Origin of the sequence: Pseudomonas sp. TMW22091, from assembly GCF_022496705.1 — a bacterium.
In the GTDB taxonomy this organism is placed as follows: Bacteria; Pseudomonadota; Gammaproteobacteria; order Pseudomonadales; family Pseudomonadaceae; genus Aquipseudomonas; species Aquipseudomonas saxonica.
In genome coordinates this window covers 65,081-85,695 of sequence record NZ_SCFI01000010.1, presented here as the reverse complement: position 1 = coordinate 85,695, position 20,615 = coordinate 65,081, and the positions used below count along the sequence as shown (strand labels likewise).

General features: G+C 55.4%; 19 protein-coding genes and 3 pseudogenes. 13 read left to right on the top strand and 9 right to left on the bottom strand.

What is annotated here, in order from left to right; all coding sequences use genetic code 11:
- The first annotated feature begins 4 nt into the window (after positions 1-4).
- Both EQV93_RS17890 and EQV93_RS17885 read left to right on the top strand, forming a co-directional pair.
- Entirely contained in the window at positions 5-1,285 is a 1,281-nt protein-coding gene (locus tag EQV93_RS17890; RefSeq protein ID WP_240892094.1) for a Zn-dependent hydrolase, read from the top strand.
- Positions 1,282-2,691 carry an amidase gene (locus tag EQV93_RS17885; protein ID WP_240892093.1) on the top strand — a complete coding sequence of 470 codons (1,410 nt, stop codon included), beginning with the start codon at positions 1,282-1,284 and terminating at the stop codon, positions 2,689-2,691. Before EQV93_RS17890 ends, EQV93_RS17885 begins: the two co-directional genes overlap by 4 nt.
- A gap of 35 nt (positions 2,692-2,726) precedes the next feature.
- Here EQV93_RS17885 and EQV93_RS17880 read toward each other — a convergent pair whose 3' ends face one another.
- A complete protein-coding gene (locus EQV93_RS17880; RefSeq protein ID WP_240892092.1) occupies positions 2,727-3,263 on the bottom strand; it encodes an anti-virulence regulator CigR family protein in 537 nt (178 codons plus the stop codon).
- Positions 3,264-3,413: 150 nt separating this feature from the next.
- Here EQV93_RS17880 and EQV93_RS17875 point away from each other — a divergent pair, with 150 nt between their 5' ends.
- The 6 genes from EQV93_RS17875 (at position 3,414) to EQV93_RS17850 (ending at position 7,243) form a co-directional block, all read left to right on the top strand.
- A complete protein-coding gene (locus tag EQV93_RS17875) occupies positions 3,414-5,291 on the top strand; it encodes an FAD-dependent monooxygenase (RefSeq protein ID WP_240892091.1) in 1,878 nt (625 codons plus the stop codon).
- Positions 5,292-5,304: 13 nt separating this feature from the next.
- Entirely contained in the window at positions 5,305-5,742 is a 438-nt protein-coding gene (locus EQV93_RS17870) for a MarR family winged helix-turn-helix transcriptional regulator (protein ID WP_240892090.1), read from the top strand.
- 214 nt (positions 5,743-5,956) lie between these two features.
- Positions 5,957-6,457, top strand: coding sequence for a GNAT family N-acetyltransferase (locus tag EQV93_RS17865; protein ID WP_240892089.1), 501 nt, complete (start codon positions 5,957-5,959; stop codon positions 6,455-6,457).
- 11 nt (positions 6,458-6,468) lie between these two features.
- A complete protein-coding gene (locus EQV93_RS17860) occupies positions 6,469-6,693 on the top strand; it encodes a hypothetical protein (RefSeq protein WP_240892088.1) in 225 nt (74 codons plus the stop codon).
- Between the two features lie 42 nt (positions 6,694-6,735).
- Complete coding sequence (locus EQV93_RS17855; RefSeq protein WP_240892087.1) at positions 6,736-6,999, top strand: CopG family ribbon-helix-helix protein; 264 nt, start codon at positions 6,736-6,738, stop codon at positions 6,997-6,999.
- Complete coding sequence (locus EQV93_RS17850; protein WP_122784319.1) at positions 6,962-7,243, top strand: type II toxin-antitoxin system RelE/ParE family toxin; 282 nt, start codon at positions 6,962-6,964, stop codon at positions 7,241-7,243. Before EQV93_RS17855 ends, EQV93_RS17850 begins: the two co-directional genes overlap by 38 nt.
- Positions 7,244-7,752: 509 nt before the next feature.
- Here the strand turns inward: EQV93_RS17850 and EQV93_RS17845 are convergent.
- Positions 7,753-8,001 (bottom strand): hypothetical protein, encoded by a 249-nt coding sequence (locus EQV93_RS17845; RefSeq protein WP_240892086.1) that lies wholly within the window; start codon positions 7,999-8,001, stop codon positions 7,753-7,755.
- 463 nt (positions 8,002-8,464) lie between these two features.
- On the opposite strand from EQV93_RS17845, the pseudogene EQV93_RS17840 reads away from it, so the two are divergent.
- Positions 8,465-8,671 (top strand): annotated as a pseudogene (locus EQV93_RS17840) (integrase core domain-containing protein); the annotation flags it as partial.
- Between the two features lie 90 nt (positions 8,672-8,761).
- Here the strand turns inward: EQV93_RS17840 and EQV93_RS17835 are convergent.
- Complete coding sequence (locus EQV93_RS17835; protein ID WP_146387788.1) at positions 8,762-9,172, bottom strand: Ivy family c-type lysozyme inhibitor; 411 nt, start codon at positions 9,170-9,172, stop codon at positions 8,762-8,764.
- 285 nt (positions 9,173-9,457) lie between these two features.
- Between EQV93_RS17835 and EQV93_RS22475 the strand changes: the two are divergent.
- A pseudogene (locus tag EQV93_RS22475) lies at positions 9,458-9,622 on the top strand (SDR family oxidoreductase); the annotation flags it as partial.
- A gap of 211 nt (positions 9,623-9,833) precedes the next feature.
- On the opposite strand, the pseudogene EQV93_RS17830 reads toward EQV93_RS22475, so the two are convergent.
- Positions 9,834-10,124, bottom strand: a pseudogene (locus tag EQV93_RS17830) (site-specific integrase); the annotation flags it as partial.
- Positions 10,125-10,225: 101 nt separating this feature from the next.
- Here EQV93_RS17830 and dusA point away from each other — a divergent pair.
- The gene (dusA, locus tag EQV93_RS17825) at positions 10,226-11,236 is read left to right on the top strand and encodes a tRNA dihydrouridine(20/20a) synthase DusA (protein ID WP_240892085.1); all 1,011 of its coding nucleotides are present in this window, start codon (positions 10,226-10,228) and stop codon (positions 11,234-11,236) included.
- Between the two features lie 72 nt (positions 11,237-11,308).
- Here the strand turns inward: dusA and rssC are convergent, their stop codons facing one another.
- The 3 genes from rssC to EQV93_RS17810 form a co-directional block, all read right to left on the bottom strand.
- On the bottom strand, positions 11,309-11,791 hold the full coding sequence (rssC, locus tag EQV93_RS17820) for an anti-sigma factor antagonist RssC (RefSeq protein WP_122784310.1): 483 nt from the start codon (positions 11,789-11,791) through the stop codon (positions 11,309-11,311).
- Positions 11,788-12,972, bottom strand: a complete 1,185-nt coding sequence (gene rssB / locus EQV93_RS17815) for a two-component system response regulator RssB (protein ID WP_122784309.1) — start codon at positions 12,970-12,972, stop codon at positions 11,788-11,790. The genes rssC and rssB overlap by 4 nt, the downstream gene beginning before the upstream one ends.
- Before the next feature lie 341 nt (positions 12,973-13,313).
- A complete protein-coding gene (locus EQV93_RS17810; protein ID WP_122784308.1) occupies positions 13,314-14,003 on the bottom strand; it encodes an MlaA family lipoprotein in 690 nt (229 codons plus the stop codon).
- Between the two features lie 294 nt (positions 14,004-14,297).
- Here EQV93_RS17810 and EQV93_RS17805 point away from each other — a divergent pair, with 294 nt between their 5' ends.
- Positions 14,298-14,561 (top strand): DUF4404 family protein, encoded by a 264-nt coding sequence (locus EQV93_RS17805; RefSeq protein WP_122784307.1) that lies wholly within the window; start codon positions 14,298-14,300, stop codon positions 14,559-14,561.
- Between the two features lie 72 nt (positions 14,562-14,633).
- Here EQV93_RS17805 and EQV93_RS17800 read toward each other — a convergent pair whose 3' ends face one another.
- Positions 14,634-19,490 (bottom strand): NAD-glutamate dehydrogenase, encoded by a 4,857-nt coding sequence (locus EQV93_RS17800; RefSeq protein WP_240892084.1) that lies wholly within the window; start codon positions 19,488-19,490, stop codon positions 14,634-14,636.
- Positions 19,491-19,979: 489 nt separating this feature from the next.
- Between EQV93_RS17800 and EQV93_RS17795 the strand changes: the two genes are divergently transcribed.
- Positions 19,980-20,333, top strand: a complete 354-nt coding sequence (locus tag EQV93_RS17795; RefSeq protein ID WP_122784305.1) for a hypothetical protein — start codon at positions 19,980-19,982, stop codon at positions 20,331-20,333.
- Here the strand turns inward: EQV93_RS17795 and EQV93_RS17790 are convergent.
- Entirely contained in the window at positions 20,321-20,473 is a 153-nt protein-coding gene (locus EQV93_RS17790; protein ID WP_240892083.1) for a hypothetical protein, read from the bottom strand. The two genes, EQV93_RS17795 and EQV93_RS17790, sit on opposite strands and share 13 nt — an antisense overlap.
- Positions 20,474-20,615 lie beyond the last annotated feature (142 nt).

Here is a 20,615-nt window from a genome sequence, read left to right as displayed (position 1 = left end):
CGTCATGAACAGTCCTATCGCCCTGTCCAATGTGTTTAACAGCAACGCGCCGCTGATTAACCGTGAGCGTTTGTGGCAGTCATTGATGGATCTCGCGCAACTCGGCGCCACGGCCAAGGGCGGGGTTTGCCGTCTGGCCCTCACTGACCTTGACCGCCAGGCCCGGGATTTGTTTGTGCGCTGGTGTGAAGACGCCGGTTGCACCGTCAGTGTTGACGCCATCGGCAATATCTTCGCGCGCCGCGCCGGGCGTCAACCCGACCTGGCGCCGGTCATGACGGGCAGTCATATCGACACCCAGCCCACGGGCGGAAAGTTCGACGGTTGTTACGGGGTCATGGCCGGGCTGGAAGTGATCCGTACTCTCAATGATTTGAATCTCGTCACCGAGGCGCCCATCGAGGTCGTGGTGTGGACTAACGAAGAAGGTTCGCGTTTCCCGCCGTGCATGATGGGTTCCGGGGTGTTCGCCGGCAAATTTGACCTCCAAGACACCCTCGACAAACAGGATGAACAAGGCGTCTCGGTCGGCGCCGAGTTACAGCGCATTGGCTACGCCGGCAGCCGTGCGGTGCTGGGGCATCCCGTGGGCGCGTATTTTGAAGCCCATATCGAGCAAGGCCCGGTGCTGGAAGACCAGGCCATCACCATTGGCGTGGTGATGGGTTGCCTGGGGCAAAAATGGTTTGACCTGACCTTGACTGGCGTCGAGGCCCACGCCGGGCCGACCCCGATGCACCTGCGCAAGGATGCACTGGTCGGGGCCGCGCACGTCGTCAGCGCGGTCAACCGCATTGCCCTGCACCATCAGCCACACGCCTGCGGCACCGTCGGCTGCCTGACCCTGCACCCCGGCTCGCGCAATGTCATCCCCGGTCAGGTGCACATGACCATCGACCTGCGTCACCTGCATGAAGATCAGCTGCAAGCCATGGTCGATGAAGTGCGCAACGCCATTGAAGACGCCAGCACCGCCCACGGTTTGAGCTACACGTTGACGCCCACCGCCGACTTCCCGCCACTGGACTTCGACCCTGCGTGTGTCGATGCCGTGCGCAAAGGCGCGCAGCAGTTGGGGCTTAGCCATATGGAGATTGTCAGCGGTGCCGGGCACGACGCTATCTTCGTCGCTGAACTGGGCCCCGCCGGTATGATTTTCGTGCCGTGCGAAGGCGGTATCAGCCATAACGAAATTGAAAATGCCGCACCGCAGGATCTGGCCGATGGCTGCGCCGTGCTGCTGCGGGCCATGGTCAATGCGGCGCAGGGGGGGCAAGAAAAATGAGCCAGCCGACTGACATAGGCCAAATGAGCGCCGTTGAATTGCTGGGCCGCTACCGCGATAAAAGCCTGTCCCCGGTGGACGTGACTGAAGATGCGCTGGAACGTATCGAACGCTTCAATCCGCTGGTCAACGCTTACTGCCATATTGATGCCGACGGTGCACTGCGCGCTGCCCGCGCCTCGGAACAACGCTGGCTTAAAGGCGAACCCTGCGGCGCTCTGGATGGTGTTCCAGCCTCCATCAAAGACCTGACGCTGACCCAGGGCATGCCCACGCGTAAAGGCTCACGAACCACCTCGGCACAAGGCCCGTGGGACGTAGATGCACCGTTCACCGCTTTTATGCGCCAAGCCGGAGCCGTGTTGCTAGGCAAAACCACCACCCCGGAATTTGGCTGGAAAGGCGTCACGGACAACCCGCTGTATGGCATCACCCGCAACCCGTGGGACACCCGCATGACGGCAGGCGGCTCATCTGGCGGTGCGGCGGCCGCTGCTTCCCTCAATCTGGGGGTTTTGCATCAGGGCAGCGATGCTGGAGGCTCGATCCGCATTCCCTGTGCCTTCACAGGCACTTTCGGGATCAAACCGACCTTTGGCTATGTGCCGCAATGGCCTTCCAGCTCAATGACCATCCTCTCGCATCTGGGGCCGATGACCCGCACTGTCGAGGATGCCGTGTTGATGCTGCAAACCGTCGCCCGACCGGATGCCCGGGATGGCCTGATCGGCGCACCGCGAGCCACACCGTGGTTACCCGCAGAGCACAGTCTCAAGGGACTGCGCATTGCTTACAGTGCCGACTTGGGGCACATCAAAGTCGATCCGCAGGTGGCTGCCGTCATCGCCCGTGCGGTGGCGCGGCTGAGTGAACTGGGCGCAGAAGTCGAGCACGTTGACCCGGGCTTCAGTGATCCGCTGGAGACGTTCAATACGTTATGGTTTGCCGGCGCAGCGCGTCTGGCCGGGCAACTGGACAGTGCCCAACGCGACCTGCTCGATCCGGGCTTGCAACGCATTGCCGCACTGGGCCAAGGCATCAGCCTCAGCGATTACAGCAGGGCCCTTGAGGCCCGCGCCGCGCTCGTGGCGCAGATGAGCGAATTCCATCAACGCTACGATATTCTGGTGACACCGATGCTGCCCATCACCGCGTTTGCGGCCGGGCATAACGTGCCACCCGATTCGCACTACGGCGAATGGATGCACTGGACGCCCTTCAGCTACCCCTTCAACCTGACTCAACAACCTGCCGCGTCAGTGCCCTGTGGTCTGGCCCAGAACGGCTTGCCGGTCGGCTTGCAAGTGGTCGGCGCACGATTTGCCGATGACGCAGTGCTCAGGGTCTGTCGGGCCTATGAGAAACATTTCCCGAGTCGCCATCCGCACGCGCCTGTTAACCGGTAAATCCTCGCAGAGGTATCGTCTATGACCTACAGCGCTTAATGGAATGCGCCATTAAGCACTTCATAGATGATGCCGCTGGCCAAAGACACCAGAATCAAGTCAGTCCCTGCCTGACGCCACTCATAGCCTTCATAGTGAGGCAATTGTTTGGCCAGACGACCGTCAAGTTTTTTGCCGATACCCGGTGGCAGTGGCTTGCCCCGTGCAAGGTTCTTTTGAACACCCGGCGGCAATGCAGGGCCAGGACTCCAGTAATCGCGATGTTGACCCACGATGCCCAACGCATGCTGGCGGTTAACGCTTGGCCCCTTGTTATGTGCCTTCCCTTCTGGATGCTTGCCTTGCGACTGATTGCCGCCTGGCTTGCCTTGAGGCATGCCTTGCTGCTGATTACCGCCTGGCTTGCCCTGATGCATGTCTTGAGGTTTTTGCCCCTGCTGACCTTGCGGGTTCCCTTTGTCGAAACCATTACCCGGTCCATTGCCGTTTCCAGGATCAGCCAGAGCAGTCACTGAACCGCAGGCAAGCGCCAGGCAAGTCAATGCAGTCATCAAAGAACGTGAATTGAACATATCAATACTCTCAAAAGGAAATTTTCTACCGGTTGTAGACCCCAAATGTGCGTTTGGTTCAACGAACGTCGGGGGGGTTGTAATAGTTCGTATACTGAGCATATTGTATGGCAGCGTCTTACTCCACTAATAACAACAAGGAATAACGCCATGCAATTCCACCTCAACGGGTTCCAGTCGGGCGACCCGGAACTTCATGCTGCACTCCCGCCTCTCCTGCTGCCAGAGACCGTGGATGTACTCATCGTCGGCAGTGGCCCGGCGGGTTTACTGCTGGCGGCACAACTGGCCAGATTCCCAAGCATAGCAACCCGTGTAGTCGAGCGCCGTGAGGGTCGATTGCAATTGGGACAGGCTGACGGAATCGCCTGCCGAACCGTTGAAATGTTCCATGCGTTTGGCCTCGCCGAAAAACTGCTGCGCGAAGCCTGCTGGGTCAATGAAACCGCATTCTGGCGGCCCAAGGCGGACGACCGACAGCGCATCGAACGCACCGGTCGGGTGCTGGATACCGAGGACGGCCTTTCGGAGTTTCCCCACGTCATCGTCAATCAGGCCCGCATCCAGGACTACCTGCTCGATAGCATGCTCAAGTTGCCGCAACGGCTGGAACCCGATTACAACCTGGAATTGGTCGACGTCATCCGCGATGAACATTCAACACACCCCGTTCTGGCGACGCTGAAACGCACCGACACCGGGCAGACGGTGAAGATTCGCACTCGCTATCTGGTCGGCTGCGACGGAGCGCGCAGCAAGGTACGTACGGCTATTGGTCAGCAATTGCGCGGTGACGCCGCCAACCATGCCTGGGGCGTTATGGACATACTGGCCGTGTCGGACTTCCCCGATATTCGGCTCAAGGTGGCCATTCAATCAGCTGATGCCGGCAACCTGCTATTCATTCCACGCGAAGGTGGGCATCTGGTTCGCATGTACGTCGATCTGGGTGTAGTCACCGAAGAAAACCGCGCAGCGATCCGTGAAACCAGCGCCGAACAACTGATCGAAACGGCACAACGCATCTTGCAGCCCTACACATTGGACGTGAAAAAAGTCGTCTGGTGTTCCGTCTACGAGGTGGGTCAGCGCCTGACGGAGCGATTCGATGACGCCGTTGACGCGGCAGGCACACACCGCGAACCGCGTATATTCATCGCGGGCGACGCCTGTCACACCCACAGCGCCAAGGCCGGACAAGGCATGAACGTCTCAATGCAGGACGCCTTCAACCTGGGCTGGAAAATCGCGGCTGTGCTTGAAGGCCGGAGCCCCTGCTCACTGCTGGCCAGTTATTCACAAGAGCGTCAGCCAGTGGCTCAAGAATTGATCGGCTTCGACAAGGAATGGTCAGCCATGATCGGTGCGCGCCCAAAAGACCCGCTTGACCCCACCGCCGGGGGTGTAGATCCGGCAGCGTTGCAAGCCTATTTTGTGCAAGCAGGCAAATACACGGCGGGGGTCGCTACCCGTTATCGGCCAGGCCCTTTGACCGGGCTCGGCACTTGGCAAGCACTCGCCAGCGGTCTGCTCATCGGCACCCGTTTTCACTCGGCACCGGTGATTCGTGTGGCCGACGCTCGTCCCATGCAATTAGGTCACACGGTAACCGCCGACGGCCGATGGAGGCTTTTCGCCTTTGCCGATGCCTCAGGTGAGGCATTACACGCGCTGTGCAACTATCTGCAGCACCATCCTGACTCGCCTGTTCGCAGATTCACCGCCCCGGGCGCAGATCTCGACAGCGTGCTTGATGTACGCGCCGTTTATCAGCAAGGGCACCGAGACCTTAACGTCGAGCAACTGCCCTCCCTCTTGTTGCCACGTAAAGGAAGTCTTGACCTGATTGACTACGAGAAAGCGTTCAGCGTTGACCCACAGGCCAACATCTTTGAATTGCGCGGCATTGATCGTCAACGCGGCGCACTGGTACTGGTGCGGCCGGATCAGTATGTGGCGCATGTCCTTGCACTGGACGGATACACCGAACTGGAGGCATTCTTTGAACCCGTTTTGATCACTCACTAATTAAGGCCCCATCGTGCCGACTGACAACTCACCCAGGATTCTCGCGCACACCGGTAGCTTGATACGTCGCGCCCAACAGCGTCACGTTGCAATCTGGATGCGCGAAGTCTCCACTGACGTCACCAGCGTGCAATACGCAGTCCTGCTGGTGCTTGAGCAACGTCCTGGCGTCAGTCAGCGCGAATTGGGCGATGAGCTTGACCTTGACCGTTCCACCATCGCCGAACTGGCTGCGCGCATGGTACGTAACGGTCTGGTCGAACGGATCAGCGACCCCCATGACAAACGCCGCAACACCCTGTTCCTGACAACAACGGGGCGAGCGTTGCTGGCTGAGCTCAAGCCCCGAGTAGACAACGTCGAGCGAGTGCTCACACAAGAGCTGAGCATTGCCGAGCGCGACACGTTGCGCCACCTTATCGAGCGTTTGCTCATCCCCTGCGAGCCATGAGGTTCTGAGAAGAGCGTTGATTCAACATGAGCACCCAGCTCCAGCCGCGATGCAGTAAAAAACTGGCGCCCTCTGGGTATGCCCCTCTCCAGTTCAAACAGTGACTGCCCCCTTGGGGCGGCAGATCGTAACGTGCAGATCACCACGGCAATTATTACTATCCTGAAAAGCACGCAGTAAAGCAGTCCCCTAATAGCTCACAGAGATATGTCGAATGACGAATCATGAAACCATTGTCACCAGAGCCACCGAATCCGACCTGGACGGCATTCTAGAGCTTCAGGCCGAGAATCAGGCAGCACGGGGAGGCTCACTTTCTGCAAGCCTGCCTCGATCTCGCGTGATGGATATGATGAAGGAAATGCCTCTGATTGTTTCGCGACGTGGCGAGCGTGTGACCGCATTTCTGATGACGACCAGTCGGGCCATGAATGCCGATCTCCCCATCGTACAGGCGATGTTCGCTGCCTATCACGGAGCACCTGATGCCTATGTCTATGGCCCAATCTGTGTTGGCGAACAAGAGCGTGGCAAAGGCCTGGCACAGAAACTGTTTGCAGACCTCAGACGTCTGGAACCGGGCCGTGAGGGCGTTCTTTTCATCCGTACAGACAATGAAGCGTCGCTTCGTGCTCACCTAAAAATGGGAATGAAAGAAGTCGCTGGATTCTCATTCAACGGCTCCGATTACGCCGTTTTCTCATACATTGGATAAGTGCCCCGGTAATGGTTGGCGACCAAAAAGGGGCTAAAACATTCATCACCTCTACGTATACCCATGGCTCACCGGGCACTAAAGAAATCGTCAACAAAAAGGTCTCCGGCCAACCTGTTCTTGTCGATGCTCAAGGCAGTGATTTCGGTGAGTACTTCCTGATCACGACTGCAAATAGACGCTCGTCAGGTCAGTCGGCAAAGGACTGTTCCACTCAAAATGAACGTATACAGTGAAAACCATCGGAAACTTTGTATACACCTCACGAGGGCAACACCATGGCTTCTCCAGTGCTGTCATTCCGTGTCGAACAGACGCTGGTGGAACAGCTTGATCAGCTGTCCGAAGCTACGGATCGCGATCGCCAATACCACCTCAAACGCGCCCTAGCTCGCTACGTCGAGGCTGAGTCCTGGCACATCAAGGCCATTGCCGAAGGCATAGCCGACGCTAACGCAGGCAACCTGACCGACCTTAAAACCATCAAAACCAAATGGGTGAATCGTGCCAAACATCGCGTTGACGGACAAAGCGAGCAGTGATCTCGACTCGATTTACGAGTACTACGAATCACGCTTAGGCTCTGTTGCAGCCGATGCCGTACTGTTCCAGATCATTGAAGCGCTGGAGCAATTGGAAACTTTCACCGGCCTCGGACGCCCATCACAGACGCCCGATGTTCGGGAACTGATTCTGGGCAAATCCCCTTCTAATGCGCCGTACAGGCAAGTGCATGACGAGGTTCAGGTACTGCGTATTCTTCCCCAGCGCACGGAACGACAATAAAACTGGTAACTGCTTGGTCTGCAATACAGGTTCAGGACTTTGTTCTTAGCACGCTTGCATCTGCACACTCTGCGGGTGATCTCTTCCTGACGTCGAGTTGAGAACAACGCGAATGAGATCATCTTGAGCCTATTGATTGAGCTGCGACGATAAGCACACATACCTTGAAAGTGCGTGAGCGGTATGTCCTGCTCATCAAGCTCCGGGCGACAGTCACGCTCACGTCTGTGCATGTTGTGGTCCAGCTTGCGCAAAACCTTGCGGGCATCTCTCATTGCATGACGATCGACCTGACAGTCCCATGCCGGGCGGCCAGTTTACGGGCGAAAGTCTGGCTCTCTTGGTAGACCTGCGCCCCTTCACGAATCAGGGGTATTTGTGGCGTGCAACTGATGCTGCCAGCGATTCGTTTGCGCGCTCTGATGTCTGACTCATAGGTTTCTCCAGGCATTAAAAAACCCGCACAAGGCGGGTTAAGTAGAAAACACAAATCAGCTTAGTTTTAAACATCAAACTTTAGGCAGTGAATTATAAGCATTAAGGAAACGCTGATAAGATATTTCATCGTCAGGCCCGGACTCCCCACCACCACCGCCAATAACATCTATAATCTCGGCCAGAGTAAACGGAGCGAGGATCGGGTTAACAAATTTAAGCTTCTCTTCAACATTACCGAAGGTCACGGGATGACCCGTTTCCAATGATGTTTTAAACACAACCTCTATCGTCTCAAGCTGGACAGATGTTAATACTCCCACAGAACACCTCCTTTCGAGTTTCTGAAATAACCAACCAAGTAGATTATATTTGTTCTACACACAAACCTTCGACCTAATAAAAACCTCTGTCAACTGTCACTTTTCGCAGTTGACAAAGACATATTAGCGAGCAAGTAAAAGTTAAAAAAAAGAATCAATGTTTATGGTTTGGGGTATTACCACCGGTACCGATGATTTTGCCAAGGCCGGTGATGTAGTGGTCTGATGAAACAGGACACCCATTTAGGCGAGAATGCTCGCCAGATCGAGATGTCAGATGACCAAACAACGCCGCTCCTTTACTCCTGAATTCAAGCGCGAGGCTGCCGTCCTCGTGCTCAAACAAAACTACAGCTACATCTAAGCCAGCCGTTCACTCGGCATTGGTGAGTCGGCATTGCGTCGCTGGGTTGACCAGATTCAGAAAGAACATAAAGGCGTCACCCCGCAGAGCAAAGCACAGGATAATGCACCGATGGAGCGCGTATTTCGCAACTTGAAAACAGAATGGATGCCGACCGTGGGCTATCGAACTGCGCAGGAAGCACAGCGCGATATCAGCCATTTTTTGATGCATCGCTACAACTGGATTCGGCCTCACCAATTCAACGTTGGAAAGGCGCCAGCGCGGGCCGAGGAAAAACTTAACGTCGTGTCCGGGATTAGTTGACCACTACAATCACCTTGCCAGAGCTAGGCCCTCAGGACTTTCATAATCAGAGTTTGAGCCAGCTAACTGGCAGTCTTTTTCCGGTTAGACTCATGGATTGTTGTCCGAAAAAGATTTATTCAACAATCCTTCGACAATACTGTCTGGATTTCCTAGCACCTGCTTTGTGAAGGCTTCCTCATCCGCAGAACGTGTCGCAAGAAGTCCCCACGACTTCTTGCCATTCGCACTGAAAACAACGCTTAACTGATTGTTAGCACAGTCATGTGGCTTGCACATATGGCCCACAAGAAAGCTTTTTCCACCTGCCGAAACCTTCTCAACGGGCGTTGCAGTCCCCTGAGCTTTACTCACCCAATCTGGAAAGCTCAGCATCTGTGCATAGGCGTTTTTGTACGGGTCTTTGCTGATGACATCCGGCAAATATTGTTCTGCAGACGCTGCAGATGCTATTAAAAATAAAGAGACTCCGGTCAAAACCGCCAGGTGATTTGCTCTCATTTTGACTCCGTACCAAAATTTAATGATTGAATACTGAACCGCCTGTACAGGGTAGATCAGAATCAGGCATCTACTGAGTTCCTTTCCCCGCAGCACCCTATAATCACGAAGAGCGGAGCTTGCCAAAACCACCAGGGCACCTTTCACCCATTGGAGCTGCCTGGCTAGTCCATTTCGGGCGCCAGCGAAAGGTTCGCTGCGCCATTGGATCTATCTCATATCCTCACGCAGGTCGAACTGATAGGGTCAATCGAATGTAGACACGGCTTTAGGGCTTCTCGCAGGGCTGAAAAGGTTGAGGATCCTAAGGGCCGCAAGGCCGCCTTAAAACTTAACGAAATTGCCATTTCCCCCGACGAGATAGGCAGGGCAGTGGTTTACGCCCCGAATCAGCCGGCTAACGTCACCGTAAACGATCTGATTATCTCGCAGACCCAACAAGACTGGTAAGGGCAAAGCACTTGCCCTGCTCGGCCAACTAGTTACGCGGCGTTGGCATTGACCATATCGGTGAGCACGGGTTGGTGTGAGGCGTCTTTAGCGGACAACTGGCGACCTTAGCCGTTGACCTGCCATGCCCGTGCGGCCCAAGCGCTGCCAGCCATCAGGGCAAAGCTAACCAGCAGCACCCCGCTCCACTTCACCGCGTCGAACTTCACGCCAGCACCTTGAGCGTGGCCAATTTGGTTTTACCTAGTGCGCGAGCCTTCTCCATTTCAAGCATATAGCGCTCGATCATTTCCTTGACTGTGGCACCTACGCGGTGTGCACGCTCAATGGCTCCGGGTTGGTCCAGTTCAGCTTCACGCTTGCGCACCCAAGCTTGGGCGGCCTGTTTACGGGCGAAAGTCTGACTCTCTTGGTAGACTTGCGCCCCTTCACGAATCAAGGGTATTTGTGCCGTGTAACTGATGCTGCCAGCGATGCGTTTGCGCGCTCTGATCGTGGCTATGGTCAACTGGTACAATTCAAAAATGAGATGGAAAATTGTACCGTGGGCCGTCAGAAACGTCCTTATACCCCCTAAAACACGCCTAAAACACGTAGAGCAAAATGGTACAGAAATCAGCTATAACCCACGTAAACACAGGCTCTGCGGTGTCCAGACGCTTTAGCGTGGCCCCTATGATGGATTGGACAGACCGTCATTGCCGTTTCTTCCTGCGCCTGCTGTCCAAAAACGCATTGCTGTATACCGAAATGGTTACCACTGGCGCGTTGATCAACGGCGATGCCGAACGCTTTTTGCGCCATGACGAGACCGAGCACCCTCTAGCCCTGCAATTGGGCGGCAGCACGCCTGCAGATTTGGCCGTGTGCGCGCGCATGGCGCAGGAGGCCGGGTATGACGAGGTGAATTTGAATGTCGGCTGCCCCAGTGATCGGGTGCAAAACAATATGATCGGCGCTTGTTTGATGGCACACCCGGCGCTCGTGGCGGATTGTGTGAAAGCCATGCGCGACGCGGTGTCGATACCCGTCACAGTCAAGCATCGCATCGGTATCAACGGCCGCGACAGTTATGCCGAGCTTTGTGATTTCGTCGGTACGGTGCGTGACGCCGGATGCACCAGTTTCACTGTGCACGCGCGTATTGCCATTCTGGAAGGGCTTTCACCCAAGGAAAACCGTGACATTCCGCCCCTGCGCTATGACGTGGCAGCACAGGTTAAAAAGGATTTTCCTGAACTCGAGATCATCCTCAATGGCGGCATCAAAACCCTTGAACAATGCCAGGAACACTTGCAGGTGTTCGATGGTGTGATGCTCGGCCGGGAGGCTTATCACAATCCGTATATTTTGGCCGAGGTCGATCAGCAGCTATTCGGCAGTACTGCCCCTGTGATTAGCCGGGCACAAGCGTTGTCTCTGTTACGACCTTACATCGCCGCGCATATTGCAGCGGGTGGTTCGATGCATCACATCACGCGGCATATTCTTGGATTGGGTCAGGGTTTCCCTGGCGCACGGCGCTTCAGGCAGTTGCTGTCGGTGGATATTCATAAAGCAGCAGATCCTTTGGCGTTATTGGATCAAGCCGCTGAGCTGCTGGAAGGCCGCTGACGTTCAGCCATCAAAAAAGGGGCCGTTCCTGCGCAGGAACGGCCCCTTTTTTTGATTTCTGTCACACCTGACTCAATGCCGCTCCAGAGCGTTCACCAAGTCATGGAACGCTTCATGGTTCGAGTCGTTAAGGCCCATCAAGATTTTGTGGGCCTCCAGTACTTTGACCCGCACCACCTCCTCAGTCTGATCCTGAGACGGCAGGTCTGTGAGGCAGTCAGGGCACGGTATCGGCTTGCCGATAATGTTGAACACCTGATCGAAGCCCATCGACTCCAGCAGTCGGGTGATGTCTTCGTGGGTGGTGACCACTGTTGGCAACAAACCTATTTTTTGGCGCGACAAAATAGACAGCTTCGCCAGCAAACCCAATGTGGTGCTGTCGATGCTGAGTGTTTCGGTGAGGTCTATCACGATGGCGTTGAAGTTCAACGCGGTGAAGATCCTCTCGATTGTCGCATCCAGGGCCGAACACAACGTCAGACGCACTTCACCCACAAACTTCAGGACGAAGGTACCGTCCTGTTCGGCGAACTGAATTCTACCGGTACTCATTTAAGATTCCTGCTCAACACCAACAAGGCGATATCATCCGGCATCTCCCCGAGTGTAGCTAATCCGAAAACCTGACGCAGACCATCCAGGCTGCCGCCTGCTGCTTTTACCAATTGAGGCAACGCAGCTTCTTTCTCTTTGAGCGTAGGCTCATCCAAGAGATCCAATATGCCGTCCGACATCAGCGTAAGGCTGAAAACGTCCGGCAATTTCAAAACATGATCTTCATACGTGGCTTCGTTGAACAAGCCAACAGGCAGCCCTCGCCCTTCCAGGTAACTCACGCTGTCAGGGGTGTACAGCACCGGCAATGGCAGATGACCGCCAATACTATAGGTCAGCTCACCGGTCTCTTCATTGATGACACCCCCTACCATAGTCACATGCTTGCCCAGCTTGCAGTTGATCAAGCCGCGGTTGATGTGCCCCAGTACTTCAGACGGCTTGAACTCTGGCAAGGTTCCGTTTCGCTTGGACTCAAACAGTAAGCGGGTGGTCATGAATTTAAGCAGTACGGTCACAAATGCTGAAGAGGCACCGTGCCCTGAAACGTCAGCCAGATAAAAGGCTACACGACGCTCATCAACCCTGAAGTAGTCGACAAAATCGCCAGACAAGTACAGGGACGGAATAATCTGATGAGCAAAGTCGAAGTCATCAATAGACCACGGGCTGATAGGCAGCATGTTCATTTGAACCTGCCGGCCAGCATTCTGGTCTTCTTGCAATAAATTGAGACTGGCTGCGAGTTCGCGGTTAGCCGACTCGAGCTTGTCACGGTAGCGCTGGTTCTCAAGCAACAACTGAGCACGATCCAGCGCTCGATGAACGGAGTGCTCCAGCACGGCAAGGTCTTCAAGCGGCTTGATCAGGTAGTCAGCAGCCCCCAGGCGCAACGCCTCAACCACATCACTCATGACCCCCGCGCCCGATATGACGATCACCGGCATTTGCGGTGAGCGCTCGGCAATCTGACGGATAAGCTCCAGGCCACTCATTTGCGGCATACGCAGATCACAGATCACCAGATCGGGCGATTGCTGCTCGAACACCTGTAGACCCTGTATGCCATTACTGGCTTGCAGGACACTGAAGCCACTGTCTTCAAGATAGGCCGCCAAACTGGCGCGCACTACTTCGTCGTCATCGATGATCAGCAGCGTGGCACTGGTTTTTTGCATGTGGGCAAACGGCGCCAGAATGAGGTTGGCGTCGAATCACGAACGCATCGGACTCAACGACTGAAATGGCTTGTGAACATCCCTGTTTCAAATCGATTGTCGTGCTCGATCCGCTAAAGGTGCCCGTGTAAGGCGCAGACGGTACTCCCATCCGCGTGGGGTTTCAAGCTTAGGGCGATGGTGGACTTGAGTGTTCGCCGGGTTAAATTCCAGGGAGTTATAAGAACCCCGACAACCCCAACAAAAACCGAGGTATAAACAGGCTTAAACGCGATTAATACTCATCCCAAGCGCATAAAAAAACGGCCGCGGGGGCCGTTTTTTACCAAGCTTCAGGCGAATTAAAAGTCGTCTTCAACCTGACCGTCTTTAACACGGAACTCACGGCTCTGCAGATAGGCATTACGAATAAACACGTAACGGTCGCCGGTAATCAACTTTTCAGCCGACAGCAAGCTGGCACGGGTATCAATGACTTCCATGGCAGCGGTGGTGTTGCGCGCCGGGATGTCATGCATGTAGCGGTACGGTTCGACAAAGGTATCCGGGTAGATGCCAATCGCGTCACGCACAGTGCTTGGGCCCAATAGCGGCAGAACCACATAGGGGCCGCTGGCGACACCCCAACGGCCCAGGGTTTGACCGAAGTCTTCATCGTTGCGTTGCAGGCCCATTTTTGTGCCCACGTCAAAGAAACCACCCACACCAATAATGGTGTTCATCAACAGACGAGCGGTGTCTACGCCAGCCGCTTGCGGCTTGGCTTGCAAGACGTTGTTGGCCAGGTTGCGCACGTCACCGATATTTCGGTACATGTTGTGGATGCCATCTTCCAGGAATTGCGGGGTTATGAACTGATAACCCTGTGCAAGTGGCTTCAGGGCATAGGTGTCCAGTTTTTCGTTGAAGATGAAAACAACACGGTTGACCCCTTCCCATGGGTCATCTTCGGTCGCGGCATTGGCCGCGAATGGCGCCATCGCCACACCGGCACAGACTAAAACTTGAGCGAGACGATCAGTCCAGCGCATAGCACAGCTCCTTGAAAATACTTAGTTACTTGGGCGCTACGCCCTGGGTCAGTGGTGGAGTATAACGGCAATTGCATTTATCACAGCCCCAAAGAAACACCCTACACAGACATATGCACGCGCCCGACGTTCAATACGTCAGCGTCATTGCCCATAAAGCTCGTCTATGCGCCCAGGGATTTTTGATTGAGATCATGCACGCGCAGCCCGGGTGGATTAATCTAGACACCCGTTATCGACCTTTTGCCAACATCGAAGGTCTACACCAGAGCCTATCAATAAAGGATGAATGCTATGCCTGCCCGCGAACTGCAACAACAACTCGACACCTTGCGCGAGCAACTGGAACAGAATCCGCCGCTCACTCAAGATGAGCGTCAGCAATTAAACGATCTCTCGACACAAATTCAGGCTCAGATTGATCTTGATAAAAGCACCAAGGACAAAAGCCTGGCAGATGGCGTCAATCTAGCCATAGAGCGCTTTGAACTGGAACACCCAGCGCTGGCCGGTACGCTGCGTAATATTGTGCAAACCTTGGGCAATATCGGCATCTAAACGTCCGCAATAGCCAAAAACAACAAAGCCCCGACTCATCCGAGCCGGGGCTTTGTTTTATCACTCAGGCTGTCAGAGCCCTGTTTGACCACTCAGTGCCAAGTCCAACAACTCACGGTTGGCCACGGCATACATTGCATAATCGTTGCCCGTCGCTGCACGCAGGTCCACCAGCATTGAACGCCAGCGTTCAACCATCGAATGGTTCTGCTCAAGCCACAACGCCAGACGCGCTTCGATCTCAAGCGGTGCATCCGCCATTTGCAGTACCGATACGGTAATTGCTCGCTGCTGCCAGTCGATATCGTCACGGAAGGCTTCACGCGCCAGCGCCTGCCAATTGTTCTCCACTGGCAAGTTGCTGATCTGCTGCAAGTACCAGGTGAGGTCCAGCGCACTGCCTACCGCGAAATAGGCCTTGGCAACATCCGCTGCGTTCTGACCCGTCACATCCGACGCTTCGATGATGGGCAGCAGGGTGTACAAGTGCGTCGTACCGGCCACCATGCGGGCCAGCAACTCAGGCACTCCAGCAGCCACATACGCCTGATAACGGGTCTGCCAGCCTTCGCGGGTCGGCCCTTCCAGCAGCTCGTCAAGCTTGAGCCCCAATGCCGCCAGATGTGGACCAAAGTGGGCCACATCACGTGCCGCATCCAATTCGTTGCGACGACTGCGCAGGAACCAGCGCGTGGCTCGACGACCCAGACGCATCAGCTCATCCATCAGCGCCAACTGGATTTCAGCGGGTACCTGATAATCCAGCGCCTCAATCTGACGGAACCAGTGCGGGAGGTGGAAAATGTCACGCACGATCACATAAGCACCGGCCACGTTGGCAGCGCTCATGCCGGTCGACTCCTTGAGGCGCTCCACAAAGGTGATACCCATGTGGTTGACCAGGTCGTTGGCAATCTGGGTGCTGACGATTTCACGCTTCAAGCGGTGACGGCGCATGGCCGCGGCAAACTTGCTCACCAGCATGGGCGGGAATGCCGTTTCCATGTCACGGGTCAGGTAGTCGTCATCGGGTACCTGAGAGTTGAGCAATGCTTCTTTGAGGTCGATCTTGCTGTACGAGATCAGAACCGACAACTCGGCGCGAGTCAGGCCATGGCCTGAAGCGACACGTTCGACCAGTTGCTCTTCGGTCGGCAGGAACTCAATGGCACGGTCCAGCTTGCCACGGGCTTCCAGGTCGCTCATCAGACGCTTGTACTCGGCAATCCGCTCATAAGCTTTGCGGGCCGCCAACGAAATGGCCTGGGTCTGCTTATAGTTGTTGCCTAACACCAGACCGCCCACTTCATCGGTCATGCTGCCCAACAACTGGTTGCGCTGCTTCTCGGTCATATCGCCAGCCTGCACCACTTCGTTGAGCAGGATTTTGATATTCACTTCGTGGTCAGAACAGTCCACACCGCCAGCGTTGTCGATGAAGTCGGTGTTGGAGCCGCCACCGTTGAGGTTGAACTCCACACGACCCAGTTGAGTCATGCCAAGGTTACCGCCCTCACCCACCACCTTGCAGCGCAACTCGTTACCGTTGACACGCAATGCATCGTTGGCCTTGTCACCGACATCGGCGTGGCTTTCGCTGCTGGCCTTGACGTAGGTGCCAATGCCGCCGTTCCACAACAGGTCTACCGGCGCTTTGAGCAAGGCATTGAGCAGTTCGGTCGGGGTCAGTTTGTCGGCCGTGATCGCGAAACGCTCTTTCATTTCAGGCGAAATGGCGATGCTTTTCGCACTGCGCGAGAAAATCCCGCCGCCCGCCGACATGATGCTGGTGTCGTAGTCCGACCAGGCCGAACGCGGCAGATCGAACAGACGCTGACGTTCAACGAAGCTATTGGCCGGCTCCGGGTTGGGGTCAATGAAGATATGCAGGTGGTTGAATGCAGCAACCAGTTGCAGTTTGTCGGACATCAACAAGCCGTTACCGAACACGTCTCCGGCCATATCGCCGACGCCCACGATACTGATGCTGTCTTGCTGGACATTGATGCCGCGCTCTTTAAAGTGGCGCTGCACGCCCACCCACGCGCCTTTGGCGGTGATACCCATCTTTTTGTGGTCATAACCGGCCGAACCACCGGAGGCAAACGCGTCGCCTAGCCAGAAGCCGTAATCAATGGCAATGCCGTTGGCAATGTCAGAGAAAGTGGCAGTCCCTTTGTCCGCAGCAACCACCAGATACGGGTCATCGTCGTCGTGACGCACGACGTTCAGCGGCGGCACCAGCGCGCCGTCCTTCAGATTGTCGGTAATGTCCAACAGCCCGGAGATAAAGATGCGGTAGCACGCAATTGCTTCGGCCTGAATCTCGTCGCGACCGCCGCCCAATGGTAAGCGGCGCGGCACAAACCCGCCTTTGGCGCCCACCGGCACAATGACCGAGTTCTTCACTTGCTGCGCTTTTACCAGGCCCAGCACTTCGGTACGGAAGTCTTCTTCACGGTCCGACCAGCGCAAACCCCCACGCGCTACGTTGCCGAAACGCAAGTGCACACCTTCGACCCGTGGCGAGTACACAAAGATTTCAAACTTCGGCACCGGCTTGGGCAACTCAGGAATCAGGTGCGGGTTGAACTTGAAGCTGAAGTAAGGACGGTTCTGGCCGTTGGCATCCGGCTGATAGAAGTTGGTCCGCAGGGTGGCTTTGATCAAGTCCAGGTAGCGACGCAGGATACGGTCTTCGTTTAGCACCTGAACGTCGTCAAGGGCCGTCAGGATGGCCTGTTCCAGACGCTGTTGCTTGTCTTCCAGGTCTTCTGCCGTCAGCTTGCGGGCCAGATAGAAGCGCGTTTTGAACAACCGGGTCAGTTCACGTGCAATATCGGTGTGGTTGTTCAGGGTGCTGGCAATGTAGCCCAGGTCAAAACCCAGACGAATCTGTTTGAGGTAACGCGCATAGGCACGCAGCAACGCCACATCACGCCACGGCAAGCCTGCGGTCAGCACCAAACGGTTGAAGGCATCGTTTTCAGCATCGCCACTGACGATATGCACGAAGGCGTCCTGCAACGTGTCATTGAGTTGCTGAATGTCCAGATTCAGCCCTTCACCTGCCGTAAAGGCGAAGTCATGGATCCAGAACTCACGGCCATTGGCGTGGCGCAAGCGATACGGAAACTCGCCCAGAACACGCAAACCGAGGTTTTCCAGAATAGGCAGCACGTCGGACAACGCCAGCGGTGTATCAGCGTGATACAGCTTGCAGTGCAGTTCCTGACCGGCACTTTGACCCAGCGGCTGATAAAAGCTCATCACCAGCGGGTTTTTATCGCTCAAGCTGCGCAAGTGCTGCATATCGACAACGGCCGAATGCGCGGCAAAGCGCTCTCGGTAGCCCGCCGGGAAACCTTTAGGGAAGTCGCTGAGCACCTTGGTGCCATTGGCTTCACCGAAGCTTTCAACCACCAGACTGGCGTAATCGTCCTGCCAGCTGCGGCACGCCTGAACCACTTCTTTTTCCAGCATGACTGGATCGATGTCGATGCGGTTCTTGGGGTCGACGCGCAGAATCAACTGCACACGGGCCAACACCGATTCCGAGAAGAAGGTCCAGAACTCGCAATCCGAAGCCTGCAAACGATCCATCAGCACTTGCTGGATTTTTTGGCGAACTTCGGTGGAATACACATCACGCGGTACGTAGGCCAGGCAGTAGCAGAAACGGCCATACGGGTCTTTGCGCAGGAAGACGCGGATTTTATTGCGTTCCTGAATCTGCACAATCGACATCACGGTGTTGAACAGTTCGTCCACGGGCGTCTGAAACAGATCGTCACGGGGTAACACTTCAACCACCTGAGCCAGTTCCTTGCCCAGGTGAGCCTTGGGCTGAAAGCCCGAACGGCGCTCTATTTCAGCGACCTTGCGGCGGATGTATGGAATAACCCGCACGCTTTCGCCATACACCGAAGAGGTGTACAGGCCCATGAAGCGGCATTCTTTGATGACCTTGCCATCGGCGTCGATCTGACGGATCGATACATAGTCCGGGTAAGCCGGGCGGTGCACGCGGCTTGGGTGTGCGGCTTTGGCAAACGACAGCAGGGTCGGCTCACGCAGGTAGCTCACCGCGTAATCTTCGATGCGCAGGTCGTCTGCCGTGAGCCCGGCGCGCAGCAATTTGGTCAAGCCCAGGAACGACTGCGGGTCATATTCAATATGACCGCCATCCGCTTCATCACGCACCACAAACTCTTCATAGCCCAGGAAGGTGAAGTGATTGCCCACCAGCCATTCGAGAAAGCTTTTGATCTCAGCTTTTTCATCCGCCGCAACTAGGTATGGACTGTTGTCAATGCTGGCCAACAGCTCCTGAACCTTGGCTTTCATCGGCTCAAAATCAGCAACAGCGACACGGACTTCACCCAGAACCTGTTCCAGCTCCTTGCTCAGTACATTCAATTCAGCCGCATTGGAGCAACGGTCAATTTCAAGGAACATCAGCGACTCTTGGGACACGCCTTCGCCACTGGTGCCTTTGGGCAGAATTTCCAGCAACTCGCCTTTGCTGCCACGACGCACGCTCAATACCGTGGTTTGCAGGGTATGGATGCTGTAACCCCGACGATTCAGTTCGGTGCGAACCGAATCCACCAGAAACGGTAAATCGTGGTGCAGTACTTCTACCGCCGTGTGCGTGGACTGCCAGCCATGGCGCTCGTAATCAGGATTGAACACCTTGACCTGCGGCTGCGCCGGGTCAAAACGTTCCAGCAGACGCCAAGCCGACAGCGTGCAGCCTGCCAGATCGGACATGCGCCGTTGAGTGAGTTCATCCAGAGAGATGATGCCGAAGAATTGCTCGGCAAACAGGGCTACTTGTGGCAATGCCTGTTCACTGATGTGCTGGGCCAGTGCGGCTTGCAGTTGATGCTGGAAGTCGGCTTTGCTGGCTGCGGTGAAGAACGCCATCTGTGGTACTCCGCTTGGGCTTGTTATTGAGAGAAGCGTCGCATGTGCTGTTCCCGCTAGGGGAGTTGCCAGTGCTGACTAAATCCAGCAGGGCAAGGAGGTGAAGCTGGCCGCGACCCACGGGTCACATTCACGTTCCAGGATGGGTATCTGCAAAAGGACTGCCGATTGAACAGGCCGGTTCTTTCAAGAGATAAGAATCCCGAACGCAGCTTAACGATTGAAGCCCCCGGCCTGCTTGCGGTGCGGCGACATATTCGGACATCAGGACGTAGGCTTGTGACCTGTTAGAGAACAACCCTAGCATTCTCGGGTGAAAAAACTTGTTAAAGGAAACTCTAAAACCTCAGCTATTATCAGAAATGACTTACCTGACTCTTACAGACCTTGATGACACATATTCATTCAACACAGCAAAAATCTGTTCAGAGTGTCAAAATCAGGCCTTTCTTCCGCTTGTAGATGCGCACTTAGCGCCAGGATTTCCCCATGTACATGAGCACCCACACTCTCATCGGCACCCCATGCGACGAAGAAGAAGACAATTTGGCATCCTTGTGCTGCCACATTGACGACGACAACGTTGATGTCATTCTTGCCCGCTACCCGGACGATGACGAAGTCGTCATTTCCTTCGAAGACGACGATTATTCGGTTGAAATTGTTCGCGTGACGCTGAGTCCCACCCTGCTGCGGATAGAAATCGTTGATACCGGTGTATTCGAAGAAGAAAACTTCCTCGAAATCACTCACGCCACGGATGCCGATAATCTAGCCGACGTTGAGCAAACCTTGCAAAACATCCTCGGCGGTACTGGCAAGTACGTGAGTCAACTGGCCTGACTCTCTCCGGTAGCCGCTGTCGCGGCGACTACCGGATGACTGGCGCTGAACGGTTGCGACTCATCCTGCTCCCGCAACAATGCTCCCCCCACTTTCTCGGCCGGAGCGATTTCACTGCCCAAAATCATCATCGCCAGCATTTCGCACCTGCTTAGCCTCACCAAGATGAGCACGATTCTCAACAACCCTGCGGATTTGCGCTTTTTCAATAAAAAGCCCTTCCGCCATTAGTCCCAACCCCCTGCAATGGATTAAAGTAACGGCCCCAACCCCGGCGTAATT

Excerpts from the sequence above, each read along its gene's own strand:
- EQV93_RS17890 (WP_240892094.1), top strand. The coding sequence starts at position 5 with ATGAACAGTCCTATCGCCCTGTCCAATGTGTTTAACAGCAACGCGCCG.
- EQV93_RS17885 (WP_240892093.1), top strand. The coding sequence starts at position 1,282 with ATGAGCCAGCCGACTGACATAGGCCAAATGAGCGCCGTTGAATTGCTG.
- EQV93_RS17880 (WP_240892092.1), bottom strand. The coding sequence starts at position 3,263 with ATGTTCAATTCACGTTCTTTGATGACTGCATTGACTTGCCTGGCGCTT.
- EQV93_RS17875 (WP_240892091.1), top strand. The coding sequence starts at position 3,414 with ATGCAATTCCACCTCAACGGGTTCCAGTCGGGCGACCCGGAACTTCAT.
- EQV93_RS17865 (WP_240892089.1), top strand. The coding sequence starts at position 5,957 with ATGACGAATCATGAAACCATTGTCACCAGAGCCACCGAATCCGACCTG.
- EQV93_RS17860 (WP_240892088.1), top strand. The coding sequence starts at position 6,469 with ATGGTTGGCGACCAAAAAGGGGCTAAAACATTCATCACCTCTACGTAT.
- EQV93_RS17855 (WP_240892087.1), top strand. The coding sequence starts at position 6,736 with ATGGCTTCTCCAGTGCTGTCATTCCGTGTCGAACAGACGCTGGTGGAA.
- EQV93_RS17835 (WP_146387788.1), bottom strand. The coding sequence starts at position 9,172 with ATGAGAGCAAATCACCTGGCGGTTTTGACCGGAGTCTCTTTATTTTTA.
- dusA (WP_240892085.1), top strand. The coding sequence starts at position 10,226 with ATGGTACAGAAATCAGCTATAACCCACGTAAACACAGGCTCTGCGGTG.
- rssC (WP_122784310.1), bottom strand. The coding sequence starts at position 11,791 with ATGAGTACCGGTAGAATTCAGTTCGCCGAACAGGACGGTACCTTCGTC.
- rssB (WP_122784309.1), bottom strand. The coding sequence starts at position 12,972 with ATGCAAAAAACCAGTGCCACGCTGCTGATCATCGATGACGACGAAGTA.
- EQV93_RS17810 (WP_122784308.1), bottom strand. The coding sequence starts at position 14,003 with ATGCGCTGGACTGATCGTCTCGCTCAAGTTTTAGTCTGTGCCGGTGTG.
- EQV93_RS17805 (WP_122784307.1), top strand. The coding sequence starts at position 14,298 with ATGCCTGCCCGCGAACTGCAACAACAACTCGACACCTTGCGCGAGCAA.
- EQV93_RS17800 (WP_240892084.1), bottom strand. The coding sequence starts at position 19,490 with ATGGCGTTCTTCACCGCAGCCAGCAAAGCCGACTTCCAGCATCAACTG.
- EQV93_RS17795 (WP_122784305.1), top strand. The coding sequence starts at position 19,980 with ATGTACATGAGCACCCACACTCTCATCGGCACCCCATGCGACGAAGAA.
- EQV93_RS17790 (WP_240892083.1), bottom strand. The coding sequence starts at position 20,473 with ATGCTGGCGATGATGATTTTGGGCAGTGAAATCGCTCCGGCCGAGAAA.